This window comes from Streptomyces speibonae (genome assembly GCF_984686075.1).
Genome location: NZ_OZ480260.1, coordinates 7,416,149 through 7,431,472 on the forward strand (window position 1 = coordinate 7,416,149; position 15,324 = coordinate 7,431,472).

The following is a 15,324-nucleotide window of genomic DNA, read 5'->3' on the forward strand; positions in this document are numbered from 1 at the left end:
ATATCGCCCTCTGTTGGTATGTCCATGCTCAGACGATACTGCCGGTGCCAAAGCCGTTCCGAAGCGAACGGAACCAGGGAGGAAACAGTGATCCTGTTGAGAGATTCCCGAACGCGGCGCAGACGGCTGGGAGTTGCCGCGGCCGCGGGCGGCCTGCTGGCCGCCCTGCTCACCGCCGCGCCAGCCGCGGCGATCCCCGACCCCGGGGACTCGCCGGCCGACGGCAAGGAGGTCTCGCGCAGCGACCAGGCCGAGGCGCGCGAGGCCATCGAGAGCGGCGAGATCCCGGGCCAGGACGAGGTCGTCCACTCCGACAACATCAAGCACGTGGCCCACGTCCCCAAGGACGTGCTGTCCGGCACCAATTCGGACCTGGCCTTCCAGGGCCGGTACGCCTTCGCCGGGAACTACGACGGCTTCCGCATCTTCGACATCCGCAACCCCAAGGCGCCCAGAACCGTGGCGCAGGTGCTGTGCCCCGGCTCGCAGAACGACATCTCAGTCTCCGGCAACCTGCTGTTCCTGTCCACCGACTCCTCGCGCAGCGACAGCAGTTGCAACAGCACCACGCAGCCGGCGACCGAGAAGTCCTCGTGGGAGGGCGTGAAGGTCTTCGACATCAGCGACAAGCGCAACCCGCGCTACGTCGCCGCCGTCGAGACCGCCTGCGGCTCGCACACCCACACGCTGGTGCCCGAGCGCAAGAACGTCTACGTGTACGTCTCCTCGTACTCGCCGAACGCGGCCTACCCCGACTGCCAGCCGCCGCACGACGGCATCTCCGTCATCAAGGTGCCGCGCAAGGCCCCGCACAAGGCAGCGGTGGTCGGCTTCCCGGTGCTGTTCCCGGGTGAGGGCCCGGACGGCGGCGGCAACCCGGGCGGGCCCACCAACCCGGGCGTCTCCAAGACCACCGGCTGCCACGACATCACCGTGCTGCCGTCCAAGGACCTGGCCGCCGGTGCCTGCATGGGCGACGGCATCCTGTTCTCCATCCGGAACCCGGAGCGTCCCCGGGTGATCGACCGGGTGCAGGACAACGTCAACTTCGCGTTCTGGCACTCGGCGACCTTCAACCAGAAGGCGAACAAGGTCGTCTTCACCGACGAGCTGGGCGGTGGCGGCGCCGCCACCTGCAACGCGGAGATCGGCCCGAATCGCGGCGCGGACGGCATCTACGACATCATCGGCAAGGGCGACCGCAGCAAGCTGGTCTTCCGCAGCTACTTCAAGATCCCGCGGCACCAGGCGGACACCGAGAACTGCGTCGCCCACAACGGCTCGCTCATCCCGGTCCGGGGCCGTGACCTGATGGTCCAGGCCTGGTACCAGGGCGGCGTCTCCGTCTGGGACTTCACCAACTCCGCCAAGCCCAGGGAGATCGCCTACTTCGAGCGTGGACCGCTGACCACCGACAGCATCGTCACCGGCGGCTCCTGGTCGGCGTACTACTACAACGGCTACATCTACTCGAACGACATCGCCAAGGGCTTCGACGTCCTGAAGATCGACGACCGGCGCACGGACCCGGCCCGCGGGGTCCACATGCGTGAGCTCAACGTGCAGACACAGCCGGACTACTTCGACTGAGCGTCCGGCTCCGTCGCGAAGAACCGGGCCATGTCCGTCCGGTCCTTCCCTTCCGTCCCGCCGGGCACCTCGGTGTCCGGCGGGACGCCCATGTCCCAGTCGAGCCGGTAGCGCTTGAACAACTCCGCGCGCAGGACCGGCACGGGCATCGGCGCACCCGGCATCAGGGCCGCGTAGACGGCGCCCATCAGCAGCGCGCGCAGCATCGGATAGTCGGACTCGACGTCGCTGGAGCCGTGCCGGGCGACGGTGTCGCTCAGCAGCTCCGCCAGGCGCCGCTGCTCGGGGCAGGGCACGAATCCCTCGGCCTGCAGCAGTCCGGCCATGTGCTGGCGCATCAGCAGGGGACGGTCCCGCGCCAGACCCAGGACCGCGTCGATGGCCCGCGCCATCCGCTCCCGGCCGTCGTCCGTGCGCGGCTCGCGCTCCAGGGCCTCCTCCAGCGTCCGGTGCATCAGCCGGTGCACGGCGGACTGCACGAGCTGGCGTTTCCCCGGGAAGTAGTACGAGACCAGCCCCCGGGCGGAACCCGCCCGGTCGGCTATGTCGCTGAGCGTCGTCGCCTCGTACCCGTGCTCGCTGACCAGCTCGACGGCGGCGTGCAGGAGCCGCTCCTTCGAACGCCTCCGCAACTCTTCATTGACCAGGGCGCTGCGCGGGGACATGCTGGACTCCTGCGTTGACTGGCTGCCAGCCAACTATACTCAACGCGTGCGGCCGGGCCTTCGGGTCCGGTCCTGGCTGCTGTCCGTCTCGGGCGACGCGGGGGATCGTCCGAGGCGGACGGCCCGGGCCTGGGCTCCGCCGGGCGAGCGGCGGCGGCTCACGGATGCCGCTGCCGGTGCACGCCCGCGGCCGCCGTCACCAGCAGGGCGCCGAACAGCCAGCCGCCCACGACGTCCGTCGGCCAGTGGACGCCCAGCCAGACACGGGTGAGGCCCACCCCGGTCACCGAGACCACCGCCACGGCCAGCGCCGTGCGCCACAGGGCGCGGTCCACCCCGTGCCGGTGCAGGAGCCACAGCAGCAGGCCGCACACGAGCGTCGCGGTCATGGCGTGCCCCGAGGGGAAGGCCGCGTAGTGCGCGGAGTCGACCGGGTCCGGCCACACCGGGCGGTCCCGCCCCACCACGGCCTTCAGACCCTGCTGCACGGCCGTCCCGAGGGCCACCGTCAGCACCAGCCACCCCGCGGTCCACCGGTCCGCGTACCGCCACACCAGCAGCCCCGCCGCCACCGCGCACAGCACCCGCATCGTCCACGGGTCCCAGATCCAGTCCGTCAGGATGCGGGCGGCCTCGGTCAGCCCGGGTTCCGCCACGGCCCAGCGGTGGGTGGTGGCCGAGATGTCGCCGTCCAGGCCGAGCAGCGGTCTCCACTCGACGGCGACCAGGGCCAGCAGCAGCGCCGAGCACAGGGCCAGTGCTCCGGCGTACAGCGTGGCCGGACGGTGCTGCGGCGGCCGGGGCGGGGAATCGGTGCGGGGGGTGCTCATGAGGTGATCCTTGTCGACCGGCGGGGTCCGGTGCCAGTCATGCCACCGCCGCCGGCCCGGCACGGCCCGCGGACTATCCCAGTGCCCGCAATCCTGGTGCGAACGCCACCAGCACGGGCACCACCGGCACCAGCGACGCGACGGCGGTCAGCCGCAGCCGCCGCCACGGGGGCAGCCGGTCCTCGGGAGTGAGCAGCCGGTTCACCCGGGCCGGGACCTGCGCCTGTGGCTCCGGGTGCGGCCCGGGGCCGAACACGCCGCGGTGCTCGTTGAGTTCCACCAGGGCCAGGGCCGTGGTCAGCCTGCCGAAGCGGCGGGACGCCGTGTCGTCGGCGGCGAGTTCGACGAGCCGGTGCATCTCCTCGCGGAACGCCGCGAACACCGGCACCTGCGGGAAACCGCCCGCCAGCGCGGACGAACAGTGCAGCAGCCAGTCGTGCCGGGCCCGGGCGTGCCCCCGCTCGTGGGCCAGCACCGCGTCCAGCTGCCTGCCCTTCAGCCGGCGCAGCGCGGCCGTGGTGACGACCAGCCGGGGCGGGGTGCCGGGCAGCCACCACGCGTCGGGCCGCTCGCCCTCCAGGACCACGAGCCGGTCGGTGCCCGGCTCCTCTCCCGGCAGCATCGGGGCGCGCAGCCGCAGCCCGGCCCGGCGGGCCCGGCGCCGCGCACGAGCCCGCACGATCTCCCGGACCAGCATCGCGGCACTCCACAGGCCGCCGCACGCCAGTGCCACCGCGGTGGTCTGCGCCCAGAGCCCCGACGTCCCGAGGGAGTACGCCTCCACGACCGCGCCCGGCGCGGTGGCGAACACCTGGCCGCCCACCGCGTGCCAGGCGGCCGCCGCGCTGAACGTCATCGACAGGGCGCAGCACAGCAGGACGGCCGCGATCACGCACTGCCACGCCCACAGCGCCACCACCGGCTCCCGGTCGGGCCAGTCGGCCCGGGCGAGCAGCCGGGGACCCACGACGGCGGTCAGGACGCCGAGCATCAGCAGGACCGCGGGGAGGATCATGTCTGCAGCCTATGAGCGCGGGCCGCCGCGGGGTACGGGAGCGGCACCCGAAGTGACGCAGACAACGCCCGCGGCGTGGCCGCCGGGCCCTCCCTCACATCATCAGCAGCATCGCCACCATCGCGAGACCCATGGACAGCCGGCAGGCCCGCGCCAGCTCCGGCCGGTCACCCCAGCCGGGCTCCGGGCCGCTCCCCGCCGGCGCGGTCACGGGCACCAGACGTGCGCCCGTCACCAGCACATACGCGGCGAAGTACACCAGCAGGGCCCCGGTGAGCAGGGGTATGCCCGCGCCGCCGGGACCACCCGCCGGGTGTCCCTGCGCATGTCCGGGAGCGGCGGAGGCCATGGTCACGGTCATGTACACCATCGCCCCGGCACCGACCAGATGGTGCAGATGGCGGACGCCCGAGCGGGCCGCCCACAGCGCGTGCAGGCCGGCCGCCGCGAACACCGCGGCGTGCGCCGGCCAGGCCCAGGGCGGCGGGGTGAACGCCGTCGCGGGCACGGCCATCACCGCCATGCCGAATCCCATCAGCGCCTCGCCGCCCGCGGCCCTGCGCTGCTCCTCCACGGAGCTGCGCATCCGCAGCAGACAGTACGCACCGGTCGCCGCGCACAGCGCGACGAGCAGCCACCCCGACGACCCCGCTCCGTGCACACCCACCCCCCTCGACCTCGTACGGCGGTCGGTCACGAACTGCCCGCCCCCGACACCGGCCACGCGGGCGCACGGAGGTACACGGGGAGTGCTCGGGGGAGTGCACCAGGACACCCCACCCGCGCGTCGCCACCGTGCCCGCCCACGCCGGAGCGAGCCGGTGGTCCCCAGCACGGGCACGCACATGGAGGATCCACGGCCACGACGGCGACACCTTCGCCGCGGTGGTCCAACAGCGGCGGGCTGTTCACCCCGCCCTGAGCACCGCCCCCATCGAGGTCATCGGCGGCAACCGCTGCGCCGCTCTCCTACGGGCGGACGACGTCCCGCTGCACCATGCCGGGCTCTCCCGCGGAGTTCGGCCTGCGCGCTGCACCGCACCGGACCGCATGCCTGAAGCGGCCCACCGAGCGCTGACCGGTTCCACGCCGGGTCGGCGCCCGCGACCGCCTCACCGGCGCCGGACGCGACACGGTCGCCGGCATCCCGCCCGACGGCTCGTCCAGGCGAATGCCGCGCTGTCCGGTCCGGGCGGCACGGAACTCGGCGCGTCGGCCGCCCCGCGCGAGGGTGCCGCCCGCCCGCGCCCCCTCGCGGTGCTCACCGTTCGGCCCGGTACACGCCGAACATCGCCCCCTGCGGGTCCCGGAGCACCGCGATGCGCGGCCGTTCCGGGTGGGAGACGGGCTCCATCAGCACCGTGCCCTCCACCGTCGTGGTGGTGACCGCGGCGTCGTCCACGTCGTCCACGGCGAAGTACGGCAGCCAGTGCGCCGGCACCTCGTGCGGGAACTTCTCGTCCATCGTCACCATGCCGCCGAAGTCCGCGCCGTCGACGCCCCACTGGGGGTAGCGCAGGGACGGGTCCACGCTCCAGCCGAACACGGTGGTGTAGAAGGACACCGCCTGCTGCGGCGCGCGGGTGAGCAGCTCCACCCAGCCCAGGGACCCCGGGACGTCGAACACCCCGGCGCCCGGGAAGGTGCCCGCCTGCCACAGCTGGAAGACGGCTCCGGCCGGGTCCGCGGCCACCGCGAAACGTCCCGCGTCGAACACGTCCGTCGGGCCGAGCAGCGGCTGCCCGCCGGCCGCACGCACCGCGCGCAGGGCCGCGTCGGCGTCGGCCACCGCGAACGACACGGTCCACGCGACCGGCTGGGACTCCTGGTACAGCGGGGTCAGTCCGGCGACCGGGGCGTCGCCGAGACGGGCCACCGTGTAGCCGCCGGCCTCCTGCCGCTGATCCGTCTCGGGGCGCCAGCCGAACAGCCGCGTGTAGAAGCGCGCGGCCGACTCGGGGTCGGTGGTGCCCAGCTCGGCCCAGCAGGGCCCGCCGGTGACCGGTGCGGACAGTTCCATGGCGCTCCTTCCGTCCCTCCAGCACGCTAAGGCCGGCCCCCGGCCCCGGCCATCCGGCGCGAAAGCGGCTGGCGCCGGCCGGCGGTCCGGCCGTACCCTCGCCCCGTACCGCACCGCGTGGCGGGCCCGGCTCCCTCACCCTGCCCGGAGGTACCCCGTGCCCGCGCTCGCCGTACGCCCCTTCCGCCGCACCGACCGCGACCAGCTCACGGACCTGATCAACACGCATGTCGCGGCCGTCGTCCCCGGCGTCTCCGTCTCCGTGAACACCGTCCTCGGCGACCTGGAGCGCCAGCCCGGCGAGGTCGTCACGGACCCGTGGGTGGCCGAGCGGGCGACGCTGGTCGCCGAGCGGCGCGGACAGGTCGTCGCCGGCGCCCATCTGCTGCGCTACCGCGCCGACGCCGAGGTCGGCGAGAGCTACCGGGACGCCGGGGAGATCGACTGGTTCGTGTGCCGCCCGCCGACCTCGTTCCTGCCGGACGCCGGGGACGCCGGGCACCTCCTGATGCGGGCCTGCCTGGCCCTGCTCGCCCGCTGGAACGTCCGCGTCCGTTACGCGGACGGTGCCCTGCCGGCCCCCGTCGTGTACGGACTGCCCCGGAACTGGCCGCATGTGCGGGCCGTCTACGAGGGCGCGGGTTTCCGGCACGTCGGGGACACCGAGGTGATCCTCCTGGCCCGCGTGGCCGACCTGCCGCGGGAGGAGCCCGGTGCGGACATCGCCTTCCGGCGCACCGTGGGGGAGTGCGGCACCCGCTTCACGGCGTACACGGACGGCGATGCCCGAGGCTTCATCGAGGTCGACACGGCACTGGCCCGCCCCGAACGCCTCACACGGGCCGCCGGCCTCGCCGACATCGGCAACCTGCACGTCGAGCCCGCCGCCCGGGACACCGGCCTGGAGGAGCGGCTGCTGGCCCATGCCGCCGGCTGGCTCCGCCTGTGCGGCGTCGACCGCCTGGCCGCCTACGAGCCGGAGACCGACCACGCCGCGCTCGACCGGCTCACCCGCGCCGGCTTCGGCGAGCTGACCCGCACCGACCGCGGCTGGGAGCACCGCCCGGACTGAACGGCCGCCGTCAGATCCCCGGCCGGTACCGCAGCGGATGGTCGGCCGGGACCTCGACGAGGACGATCGGCGTCCCGTCCGGATCCGCGATCCACATCTCGATCAGCCCCCAGGGCTCGCGCACCGGGGGACGGACGATGTCGACGCCCCGGGCGGTCAGCTCCTCGTGCGCCGCCTCGAGGTCCTCGACCTGGAGCCACAGCCGGACGTCCGGCGACGCCGCGCCGGTGGCGTCCGAGCGGCCCGAGAGCTCCAGGAACCCGCCGCCGAGGAAGTAGACGGTGCCGCGCTCGGGTCCGGTGCCGAACTCGCGGTGGACGGCCAGACCGAGCTGTCCGCCGTAGAAGGCGCGGGAGCGCTCGGGATCGGTGGGGCGGAGCAGGACGCGGCTGCCCAGTACATGCACCATGCGGCCGAGCGTAGCGGCCGGGTTACTCTCGTCCCCGTCCGAGCCACGCCGCGGGCGACGCACACGAGCCGGGAGACCTGCCCATGGAATCCGCCACCGACACCGCCACCGCACTGTCCTTCCGGGACGCCACCGAGGCCGACGTGGACGCCCTCGTCGCGCTGATCGAGTCGGCGTACCGCGGAGACTCAAGCAGGGCCGGGTGGACCACCGAGGCGGACATCCTGCACGGGCAGCGGACCGACCCGGAGGGCGTGCTGGAGGTCGTCAGGTCCCCCGGCAGCCGGCTGCTGACGGTCGAGCGCGAGGGCCGGATCGTCGCCTGCTGCCAGCTCGAACACCGCGGTGCGCACGCCTACTTCGGGATGTTCGCGGTCAGCCCCGACCTCCAGGGGGCAGGACTCGGCCGGACGGTCCTCGCTCAGGCCGAGCGCCGGGCCCGCGAGACCTGGGGCGCGGACGAGATGCACATGACGGTCATCTCCGTACGGGAGGACCTGATCGCCTGGTACGAGCGCCGCGGCTACCGCCGCACGGGAGAGATGACCCCCTTCCCGTACGGCGACGAGCGCTTCGGCATACCGCAACGCGACGACCTGCGGTTCGAACTCCTGGTGAAGCGGCTGACGTGAGGCTCCCGCTCCGCACGCGCCGCAGGGCCCGGCTGTGCGGCGAAGCAGCGTCCCGCCGTGGGGCTCACGCGGTGAAGCGCCCCGTGCGTTTGATCTCCGGGTAGTCGGTGGTCGCCCCGTCGAGTTCCAGCGCGCGGACCAGCCTGAGGTGGTCCTGGGTGTTGACCACCCAGCCGTGGATGGCCAGGTCCGCCTTCCGTGCCCGCTCCACGATCTCCAGGGTGAGCCGGCGGATGTTGAGGCAGACGGTCGAGGCGCCGGCCGCGACCGCCCGCTCCACGACGTCCGTGCCGTAGCGGCTGGCGACCAGCGCCGTGCGCACCCCGGGCACCAGCCGCGCGACCTCGGTGATCGCCTCGTCGTGGAACGAGGCGACCTCCACCCGCCCCGCCAACTGCCGCTCGTTCATCACCTCCGCCAGCGCCCGCGCCGCCCGGACGTCCTTGACCTCGGCCTGGAGCGGGGTCCTGACGGCCTCCAGGACCTCGTCGAAGAGGGGGATGCGCTCGCCCTGCCCGGCGTCCAGGGCGCGCAGTTCGTCGAGTGTCCGCTCGGCGATGAGACCCGTGCCGTCCGTCGTGCGGTCCACGGTCGTGTCGTGCATGACGACGAGAGCGCCGTCCTTGCTCAGATGCAGATCGAGTTCGATGACGTCCAGACCCGCCTCCTGGGCGGCGACGAAGGACCGGAGGGTGTTCTCGGGGGCGACACCCATGACTCCGCGGTGACCGATGGTGAGGAAGTTCAAGGTTCCACTCGCTTCCGTCGACAGCGGCGGGGGGCCGCGTCCCTGCGGCCCTCCTGGACCGTATCGCCTGTGACCGCGCCGTCCAGAGGCTGAACATCGATTGCACACAGCGCCGTCCACTCGGGGGTTACGCAGTAAAAAATGCGGTGAACGGTGGGGTGTGGCAGGATATTTTCCGGAGGTGCCCCTTGCTGGGAGAAACCCTCTATGTATACGGTCCTCTTACGCGAGGTTCTCCCGTGGAGGATGGGACATGACGGAAATTCTTGTGCAGGTGGGTGCTGAGGGACGGGTTCCTTCGGCGACCAGGGTGATCGAGCACCCGGCATGGCCCGTGCTCAAGGATGCCGTGGAGCGGATCCGGCCCTGGCAGTCCAAGGACGGTTCGATCGACTTCGACGCCGACGGCGCCCCGCGGCGCGCCGACGCCGAGCGTGCGGTGCACGAGGTGATCGGCGCCGTCGAGGAGCTCTCCCCACTGCTGCCGCACGACGGCGCCTACCACGAGGCCCTGGCCAAGGACCTGGCCCGCTGGGCCGAGGGCGGCTTCGAGGTGCCCGACTTCCTCGACTCGCTGCTGGCCTTCCAGCCCGCCGCGAACCGCGAGGACGGCCTCCAGCACCTGGTCGTCTTCCCGATGTACACCCAGAACGGCAACCCCGACCGCAATCTCGAGGCGGTAGTGCTGCGCATGGTCTGGCCCGACTGGCTGGCCGAGCTGGAGCGCACCCGTTACGACAACCCGCTGTTCTGCGGCATCACCTTCGAGGACTTCACCGCGGGCTACGACACCAACTCCGCGGTCCTCTTCCCCGAGACCATCGCCGTGCGCGAGGCCCCCGAGCGCTTCACCTGGGGCGGCATCTTCTGCGACCGCGAGGCGGCCCGTTTCCGCCGCGTCACCGCGGCCGCCGTCGACATCCTCGGCCTGGAGCTGCCCGAGGACGTCGCCGCCATGGTGCACGACCAGAAGCGCTGCGAAGAGGCGTTCGTGCTGTGGGACATGATCCACGACCGCACCCACAGCCACGGCGACCTGCCGTTCGACCCGTTCATGATCAAGCAGCGCCAGCCGTTCTGGATGTACGGCCTGGAGGAGCTGCGCTGCGACCTCACCGCCTTCAAGGAGGCCGTGAAGCTTGCCGGCGAGGGTGTCCCGCAGGCCCGTGACGTGCAGGTCGCGGTGCTCTTCGACCGCATGTTCCGCTTCCCCGTCACCGGTGAGCGCAGGCGCAACTACGACGGCCTCGGCGGCCAGCTGCTCTTCGCCTACCTGCACAAGCACGACGTCGTCCGCTGGACCGACAACAAGCTCTCCATCGACTGGGAGCGCGCCCCGCAGGTCACCAACCAGCTGTGCGCCGAGATCGAGACGCTGTACCGCGACGGCATCGACCGCCCCAAGCTCGTCCACTGGTTCGCCGGGTACGAGCTGGTGTCGGCCTACCTCTCCCCGCACCCGGGCTCCAAGTGGGCCAAGGGCCCCGACGCCCTCGACCTGACGCTGCCCCCGCGCAAACTCGTCGATGACGTGCTTCCGGACGAGTTTCCGCTGAGCATGTTCTATGAGGCACTGTCCAAGAAGCTGAAGAACGTGATCGCGTCCACCAAGGGCATCACGGCGGACACTGCCGAGCGGGTCGCCGCGTGAGCGATCTCGTTCACAACACTGCTCAGGAGGCGAACATCATGGGGAACGGGGCGCTCGACGGTGCGGTGATCGCGGTGGCCGGCGCGGGAGGACCCGCGGGACGGGCGGCACTGCTGAGGCTGGCCGATGCGGGGGCGACGGTCGTCGGCTCCGACAACGACCCGGAGCGGCTGGCGGAGGCGGTCGACGCGGCACGCTACGCGCACGGCGGCGCCACCGTCATCGGTGACACGGTGGACCTGCTGGACCCGGATTCCACCCGTGAGTGGGCCGCGCGGACCGAGAAGGAGTTCGGCCGGGTCGACGGCCTGGTCCACCTGGTGGGCGGCTGGCGCGGCAGCGAGACCTTCACCAAGACCAGCGTGGACGACTGGGACTTCCTGGAGCTGCTGCTGGTGCGCACGGTGCAGCACACCACCCTCGCCTTCCACGAGGCGCTCCAGCGCAGCGACCGCGGCCGGTACGTCCTGATCAGCGCGGCCGGCGCGACCAAGCCCACCGCGGGCAACGCCGCCTACGCCGCCGCCAAGGCCGCCGCCGAGGCGTGGACACTGGCCCTGGCCGACTACTTCCGCAAGGCCGGGGGCGAGCAGGGGCCGACGTCGGCGGCTGCCATCCTGGTGGTGAAGGCGTTGGTGCACGACGCGATGCGCGCCGACCGCCCCAACGCGAAGTTCGCGGGCTTCACGGACGTCAAGGACCTGGCCGAGGCCATCGTCGGGGTCTGGGAGAAGCCCGCCGCGGAAGTGAACGGAAACCGTCTGTGGCTGACCGAGAAGCCGTGAACCCACCCAGGACCGACGCGCGTCGTCATCACGACCCGGACGTCCGCGGTTTCGCCAGCGACAACTACGCCGGGGCCCACCCGGAGGTGCTCGCCGCCCTGGCCGTGGCCAACTGCGGGCACCAGGTCGCGTACGGCGAGGACGCGTACACCGAGAACCTCCAGCAGGTGATCCGCAGTCACTTCGGACCGACCGCCGAGGCGTTCCCGGTGTTCAACGGGACCGGCGCCAACGTGGTGGCGCTCCAGGCCGTCACCGACCGCTGGGGCGCGGTGATCTGCGCCGAGAGCGCCCACATCAACGTGGACGAGGGCGGCGCGCCGGAACGGGTCGGCGGGATCAAGCTGCTCACCGTGCCCACGCCGGACGGCAAGCTCACCCCGGAGCTGATCGACCGGCAGGCCTACGGCTGGGACGACGAGCACCGTGCGATGCCGCAGGTGGTCTCCATAGCCCAGGCCACCGAGCTGGGCACGGTCTACACGCCCGACGAGATCCGCGCCATCTGCGAGCACGCCCACGCGCACGGCATGAAGGTGCACGTCGACGGCTCCCGGCTGGCCAACGCCGCCGCCACGCTGAACGTGCCGCTGCGCACCTTCACCAACGCGGTCGGCGTCGACCTGCTCTCGCTCGGCGGCACGAAGAACGGAGCCCTCTTCGGCGAGGCGGTCGTCGTCCTGGAACCGGACGGCATCCGGCACATGAGGCATCTGCGCAAGCTGTCCATGCAGCTCGCGTCCAAGATGCGCTTCGTGTCGGTGCAGCTGGAGGCCCTGCTCGCCCGGGACCTGTGGCTGCGCAACGCCCGGCACGCCAACGAGATGGCGCAGCGCCTGGCCGAGGGCGTTCGCGCGGTGCACGGGGTGGAGATCCTGCACCCGGTGCAGTCCAACGCCGTCTTCGCGCGGCTGCCCCACGAGGTGAGCGAGCGCCTGCAGAAGCGGTTCCGGTTCTACTTCTGGGACGAGGCGGCCGGCGACGTCCGCTGGATGTGCGCGTTCGACACCACCGAGGACGACGTGGACACCTTCGTGGCGGCGCTCAAGGAGGAGATGGCCCGCACCTGACCGCATGGCTGCATGCTGCATGGCTGTATAAGTATGCGGTCGCCCGGAAATGCATTGACTGTCGGCCGGCCGCATACCTATGCTCGGACGTCATGCAGCTGATCCAGGAAACGCCGGACCTTTCCGCGTATCTCGCCGCAGATGAGGCGATCGATCACCATCATCCGCTGGTCCGTGAGACGGCCGCGCGGCTCGCCGCGGGGGTGGCCGACTCGTATGAGTATGCGCGGGCGGCCTTCGAGTACGTGCGCGACGCCATCCCGCACTCGCAGGACTCCGGTGATCTCCGCGTCACCTGGCGCGCCTCCGACGTCCTGGAGCGGCGCACCGGCATCTGCTACGCCAAGGCCCACGCGCTGGCCGCGCTGCTGCGGGCCGAGGACATCCCGGCCGCGCTCTGCTACCAGAATCTCGGCGTCGTCCACGGCCTGGTCGCCGTGCGCTTCCGTGGCGCCTGGCACCGGCAGGACCCCCGCGGCAACAAGCCCGGCGTGGACGCCCGCTTCTCCCTGAACGGTGAGCGGCTGGCCTTCACGCCCGATCCGGAGTCCAACGAGATGGACTATCCAGTGCTGTATGCTGCACCACATCCGGTCGTCCTGAACGCCCTCAGGGCCGCCACCGGCCGGCCGCACCTGTGGCGGACGCTGCCCACCGCACTCCGAGACCAAGGCGGGTCATGACCTTCACACCGACCGTGTCCGACGCCGTGCGCGCCCTCGCACCCGGCTTCACCCACGTCACCGTCGAAGCACACGGTCTGGTCAACGGACCGAGTACGGAAGCGAGTTCCGCGCTGCTTGACGACGCGGCAGGCCGGCTCGCCGAGCGCCTGCGGGGACGGGCACCGCACGAGGACCCCCACATGGCGGCCTGGCGGGCGGCCTACACGGCGTTCGGCTCCAAGCCGTCGCGCACCCGCAACTCGGCCGAGGCGCTCGCCCGGCGGGCCCTGACAGAGGCGGGACTGCCCCGGATCAATCTCCTCGTCGACCTCTACAACGCGGTCAGCGTCGCCCACCTGATCCCGGTGGGCGGCGAGGACATCGACCGCGTCCGGGGCGGGATGCGACTCGTGCGCGCCACCGGCGAGGAGGACTTCGTCACCGTCGCCGGGGGAGAGGAGACGGTCGAACACCCCGACCCCGGCGAGGTGGTGTGGCGCGACGACGCCGGCGTGACCTGCCGCCGCTGGAACTGGCGCCAGGGCCCGCGCACCCGGCTCACCGAGGAGACCGTCTCGGGCGTCTTCCTGCTGGAGGGCATGGCGCCGCTGCCGGTCCCCGAGCTCGAGACGGCGGCCGCGGAACTCGCCGGCCTGCTGGAGAAGTTCAGCCCCGGCGCACGCGTCACGGTGCACCCCACCGTCTGAGCGGCCCCGGGCGGGCCGACGGCGGCGGGGTCAGTGCGCCTCGGCCTGGCGGACCTGCTCCGGGGTCGGCGCGGTGCCCCCGAGGTGGGCCGGCATCCACCAGGTGTCGTCCGGACCCTTGGGCCGCACCGGATACGCGCGCTGCGCCGCCTCCAGCAACTCCTGGACCCGCTCGCGCAGCTGACGGGTGATGGCCCCCGCGTACTTGTCCCTGGACGCCTCGATGGCCTCGCCCACGCGGATGGTGATCGGTGTGTGGCTGCGTCTGAAGTTGCGCGGGTGGCCCTTGGTCCACAGCCGCTGCGTGCCCCACACCGCCATCGGGATCAGCGGCACGCCCGCTTCCTGCGCCAGGCGGGCGGCACCCGACTTGAAGCTCTTCAGCGTGAACGACTGAGAGATCGTGGCCTCCGGGAAGACGCCGACGATCTCACCCGACCGCAGCGACCGCAGCGCGTGCTCGTACGCCGCCTCGCCCTGCTCACGGTCCACCGGGATGTGCTTCATGCCGCGCATCAGCGGACCGGAGACGCGGTGGCGGAAGACCGACTCCTTCGCCATGAAGCGCACGAGCCGCTTCTGGGGGAGAGCGGCCAGGCCGTTGAAGACGAAGTCCAGGTAGCTGATGTGGTTGCTCACCAGCACGGCGCCGCCCGTGCGCGGGATGTTCTCCGAACCGCGGCAGTCGATCTTGAGGTCCCACACCTTGAACAGGGCGCGGGCGAAACCGACGACGGGCCGGTAGACGAGTTCTGCCATGGGCGGGTAGGGACCCTTCCTTACTCTGCCTGGGAAGGGGGCTCCCAGTCGAAGTTACGGAGCCGTAGGTTTTACGGCTTGTCGCAGATGCTGCCCCAAGAACGGCCGGTGAACCAGTCCTGACGCCCCTCGACGGCGAGATTCTCGTCACGTCCGCCCCCGCCCACCTCGCTCTTTGTGCGGACCCCGGGAATGCGCGAGGCCCTTCAGGCGCTGGAAACGGCTGACGGGACAGCCAGGACGGGAGAGATCGAGTGCGGAGTCCGAGCGGAGCGGAACGGCCCGGGGCGAGTGCGCCGCCGGCGGAACTGCGAGCCGAACTGGGTGACCGGCTGGGCGAGCGCGCCACCCTGGTGCAGTTCTCCAGCGCCTTCTGCGCACCGTGCAGGGCGACCCGCCGTGTGCTCGACGAGGTGGCCGGCCTGGTGCCCGGCGTGGCCCACGTGGAGATCGACGCCGAGGCAAGCCTGGACCTCGTGCGCCGCCTGGGGATCGTCAGGACGCCGACCGTACTGGTCCTCGACGCGGCCGGCCGGGTCGTACGGCGCGCGACCGGGCAGCCGCGCAAGGCGGACGTCATCGCCGCCCTCGGGGAGGCGGTGTGAGCGCGGCCGGGACCACGGTGAGGCATCTCCCACATCACGGGACCGACTTGACGGTGCATGCCGCCCGTCGTCAGCCTGACCCCATGCCCACGGAACTCCTT

Annotated in this window: 17 protein-coding genes; 9 read left to right on the plus strand and 8 right to left on the minus strand. The window is 72.1% G+C overall.

Annotated elements, in window-relative coordinates:
* The first annotated feature begins 87 nt into the window (after window positions 1-87).
* Window positions 88-1,590 carry an LVIVD repeat-containing protein gene (locus tag AC5L3C_RS33320; protein ID WP_493652840.1) on the plus strand — a complete coding sequence of 501 codons (1,503 nt, stop codon included), beginning with the start codon at window positions 88-90 and terminating at the stop codon, window positions 1,588-1,590.
* Here the strand turns inward: AC5L3C_RS33320 and AC5L3C_RS33325 are convergent.
* The 5 genes from AC5L3C_RS33325 to AC5L3C_RS33345 all read right to left on the minus strand — a co-directional run bounded on the left by AC5L3C_RS33325 (window position 1,578) and on the right by AC5L3C_RS33345 (window position 6,120).
* Window positions 1,578-2,255 carry a TetR/AcrR family transcriptional regulator gene (locus AC5L3C_RS33325; protein WP_493652841.1) on the minus strand — a complete coding sequence of 226 codons (678 nt, stop codon included), beginning with the start codon at window positions 2,253-2,255 and terminating at the stop codon, window positions 1,578-1,580. The two genes, AC5L3C_RS33320 and AC5L3C_RS33325, sit on opposite strands and share 13 nt — an antisense overlap.
* A 158-nt stretch (window positions 2,256-2,413) precedes the next feature.
* A complete protein-coding gene (locus tag AC5L3C_RS33330; RefSeq protein ID WP_493652842.1) occupies window positions 2,414-3,085 on the minus strand; it encodes a phosphatase PAP2 family protein in 672 nt (223 codons plus the stop codon).
* A gap of 73 nt (window positions 3,086-3,158) precedes the next feature.
* Window positions 3,159-4,100, minus strand: coding sequence for a M56 family metallopeptidase (locus AC5L3C_RS33335; RefSeq protein WP_493652843.1), 942 nt, complete (start codon window positions 4,098-4,100; stop codon window positions 3,159-3,161).
* A gap of 94 nt (window positions 4,101-4,194) precedes the next feature.
* Window positions 4,195-4,761 carry a DUF5134 domain-containing protein gene (locus AC5L3C_RS33340; RefSeq protein WP_493654128.1) on the minus strand — a complete coding sequence of 189 codons (567 nt, stop codon included), beginning with the start codon at window positions 4,759-4,761 and terminating at the stop codon, window positions 4,195-4,197.
* 600 nt (window positions 4,762-5,361) lie between these two features.
* Entirely contained in the window at window positions 5,362-6,120 is a 759-nt protein-coding gene (locus AC5L3C_RS33345) for a VOC family protein (protein ID WP_493652844.1), read from the minus strand.
* Between the two features lie 157 nt (window positions 6,121-6,277).
* Here AC5L3C_RS33345 and AC5L3C_RS33350 point away from each other — a divergent pair, with 157 nt between their 5' ends.
* Window positions 6,278-7,192 carry an N-acetyltransferase gene (locus AC5L3C_RS33350; RefSeq protein ID WP_493652845.1) on the plus strand — a complete coding sequence of 305 codons (915 nt, stop codon included), beginning with the start codon at window positions 6,278-6,280 and terminating at the stop codon, window positions 7,190-7,192.
* Between the two features lie 10 nt (window positions 7,193-7,202).
* On the opposite strand, the gene AC5L3C_RS33355 is transcribed toward AC5L3C_RS33350, so the two are convergent.
* The gene (locus tag AC5L3C_RS33355; RefSeq protein ID WP_493652846.1) at window positions 7,203-7,601 is read right to left on the minus strand and encodes a VOC family protein; all 399 of its coding nucleotides are present in this window, start codon (window positions 7,599-7,601) and stop codon (window positions 7,203-7,205) included.
* A gap of 83 nt (window positions 7,602-7,684) precedes the next feature.
* On the opposite strand from AC5L3C_RS33355, the gene AC5L3C_RS33360 reads away from it, so the two are divergent.
* Window positions 7,685-8,233, plus strand: a complete 549-nt coding sequence (locus tag AC5L3C_RS33360; RefSeq protein WP_493652847.1) for a GNAT family N-acetyltransferase — start codon at window positions 7,685-7,687, stop codon at window positions 8,231-8,233.
* A gap of 64 nt (window positions 8,234-8,297) precedes the next feature.
* Here the strand turns inward: AC5L3C_RS33360 and AC5L3C_RS33365 are convergent, their stop codons facing one another.
* Window positions 8,298-8,981, minus strand: a complete 684-nt coding sequence (locus AC5L3C_RS33365) for a glycerophosphodiester phosphodiesterase (RefSeq protein ID WP_493652848.1) — start codon at window positions 8,979-8,981, stop codon at window positions 8,298-8,300.
* A gap of 253 nt (window positions 8,982-9,234) precedes the next feature.
* Between AC5L3C_RS33365 and AC5L3C_RS33370 the strand changes: the two genes are divergently transcribed.
* From AC5L3C_RS33370 to AC5L3C_RS33390, 5 genes are all read left to right on the plus strand, one after another.
* Entirely contained in the window at window positions 9,235-10,632 is a 1,398-nt protein-coding gene (locus AC5L3C_RS33370; protein ID WP_493652849.1) for a DUF6421 family protein, read from the plus strand.
* A gap of 38 nt (window positions 10,633-10,670) precedes the next feature.
* Window positions 10,671-11,417 carry an SDR family NAD(P)-dependent oxidoreductase gene (locus AC5L3C_RS33375; RefSeq protein ID WP_493654129.1) on the plus strand — a complete coding sequence of 249 codons (747 nt, stop codon included), beginning with the start codon at window positions 10,671-10,673 and terminating at the stop codon, window positions 11,415-11,417.
* Window positions 11,414-12,487 (plus strand): threonine aldolase family protein, encoded by a 1,074-nt coding sequence (locus AC5L3C_RS33380; protein ID WP_493652850.1) that lies wholly within the window; start codon window positions 11,414-11,416, stop codon window positions 12,485-12,487. Before AC5L3C_RS33375 ends, AC5L3C_RS33380 begins: the two co-directional genes overlap by 4 nt.
* 92 nt (window positions 12,488-12,579) lie before the next feature.
* Window positions 12,580-13,170 carry a transglutaminase domain-containing protein gene (locus tag AC5L3C_RS33385; RefSeq protein WP_493652851.1) on the plus strand — a complete coding sequence of 197 codons (591 nt, stop codon included), beginning with the start codon at window positions 12,580-12,582 and terminating at the stop codon, window positions 13,168-13,170.
* Entirely contained in the window at window positions 13,167-13,859 is a 693-nt protein-coding gene (locus tag AC5L3C_RS33390; protein ID WP_493652852.1) for a B3/B4 domain-containing protein, read from the plus strand. The genes AC5L3C_RS33385 and AC5L3C_RS33390 overlap by 4 nt, the downstream gene beginning before the upstream one ends.
* A 30-nt stretch (window positions 13,860-13,889) precedes the next feature.
* Here the strand turns inward: AC5L3C_RS33390 and AC5L3C_RS33395 are convergent, their stop codons facing one another.
* Window positions 13,890-14,618, minus strand: coding sequence for a lysophospholipid acyltransferase family protein (locus AC5L3C_RS33395; RefSeq protein ID WP_125508848.1), 729 nt, complete (start codon window positions 14,616-14,618; stop codon window positions 13,890-13,892).
* 254 nt (window positions 14,619-14,872) lie between these two features.
* Here AC5L3C_RS33395 and AC5L3C_RS33400 point away from each other — a divergent pair, with 254 nt between their 5' ends.
* Window positions 14,873-15,223: a TlpA family protein disulfide reductase gene (locus tag AC5L3C_RS33400; RefSeq protein WP_493652853.1), complete on the plus strand. Its 351-nt coding sequence runs from the start codon at window positions 14,873-14,875 to the stop codon at window positions 15,221-15,223.
* Window positions 15,224-15,324 lie beyond the last annotated feature (101 nt).

What these genes read in the sequence shown, in the direction of transcription:
- AC5L3C_RS33325 (WP_493652841.1), bottom strand. Translation starts at nt 2,255, where the DNA reads ATGTCCCCGCGCAGCGCCCTGGTCAATGAAGAGTTGCGGAGGCGTTCG.
- AC5L3C_RS33330 (WP_493652842.1), bottom strand. Translation starts at nt 3,085, where the DNA reads ATGAGCACCCCCCGCACCGATTCCCCGCCCCGGCCGCCGCAGCACCGT.
- AC5L3C_RS33335 (WP_493652843.1), bottom strand. Translation starts at nt 4,100, where the DNA reads ATGATCCTCCCCGCGGTCCTGCTGATGCTCGGCGTCCTGACCGCCGTC.
- AC5L3C_RS33345 (WP_493652844.1), bottom strand. Translation starts at nt 6,120, where the DNA reads ATGGAACTGTCCGCACCGGTCACCGGCGGGCCCTGCTGGGCCGAGCTG.
- AC5L3C_RS33355 (WP_493652846.1), bottom strand. Translation starts at nt 7,601, where the DNA reads ATGGTGCATGTACTGGGCAGCCGCGTCCTGCTCCGCCCCACCGATCCC.
- AC5L3C_RS33360 (WP_493652847.1), top strand. Translation starts at nt 7,685, where the DNA reads ATGGAATCCGCCACCGACACCGCCACCGCACTGTCCTTCCGGGACGCC.
- AC5L3C_RS33370 (WP_493652849.1), top strand. Translation starts at nt 9,235, where the DNA reads ATGACGGAAATTCTTGTGCAGGTGGGTGCTGAGGGACGGGTTCCTTCG.
- AC5L3C_RS33375 (WP_493654129.1), top strand. Translation starts at nt 10,671, where the DNA reads ATGGGGAACGGGGCGCTCGACGGTGCGGTGATCGCGGTGGCCGGCGCG.
- AC5L3C_RS33385 (WP_493652851.1), top strand. Translation starts at nt 12,580, where the DNA reads ATGCAGCTGATCCAGGAAACGCCGGACCTTTCCGCGTATCTCGCCGCA.
- AC5L3C_RS33390 (WP_493652852.1), top strand. Translation starts at nt 13,167, where the DNA reads ATGACCTTCACACCGACCGTGTCCGACGCCGTGCGCGCCCTCGCACCC.
- AC5L3C_RS33395 (WP_125508848.1), bottom strand. Translation starts at nt 14,618, where the DNA reads ATGGCAGAACTCGTCTACCGGCCCGTCGTCGGTTTCGCCCGCGCCCTG.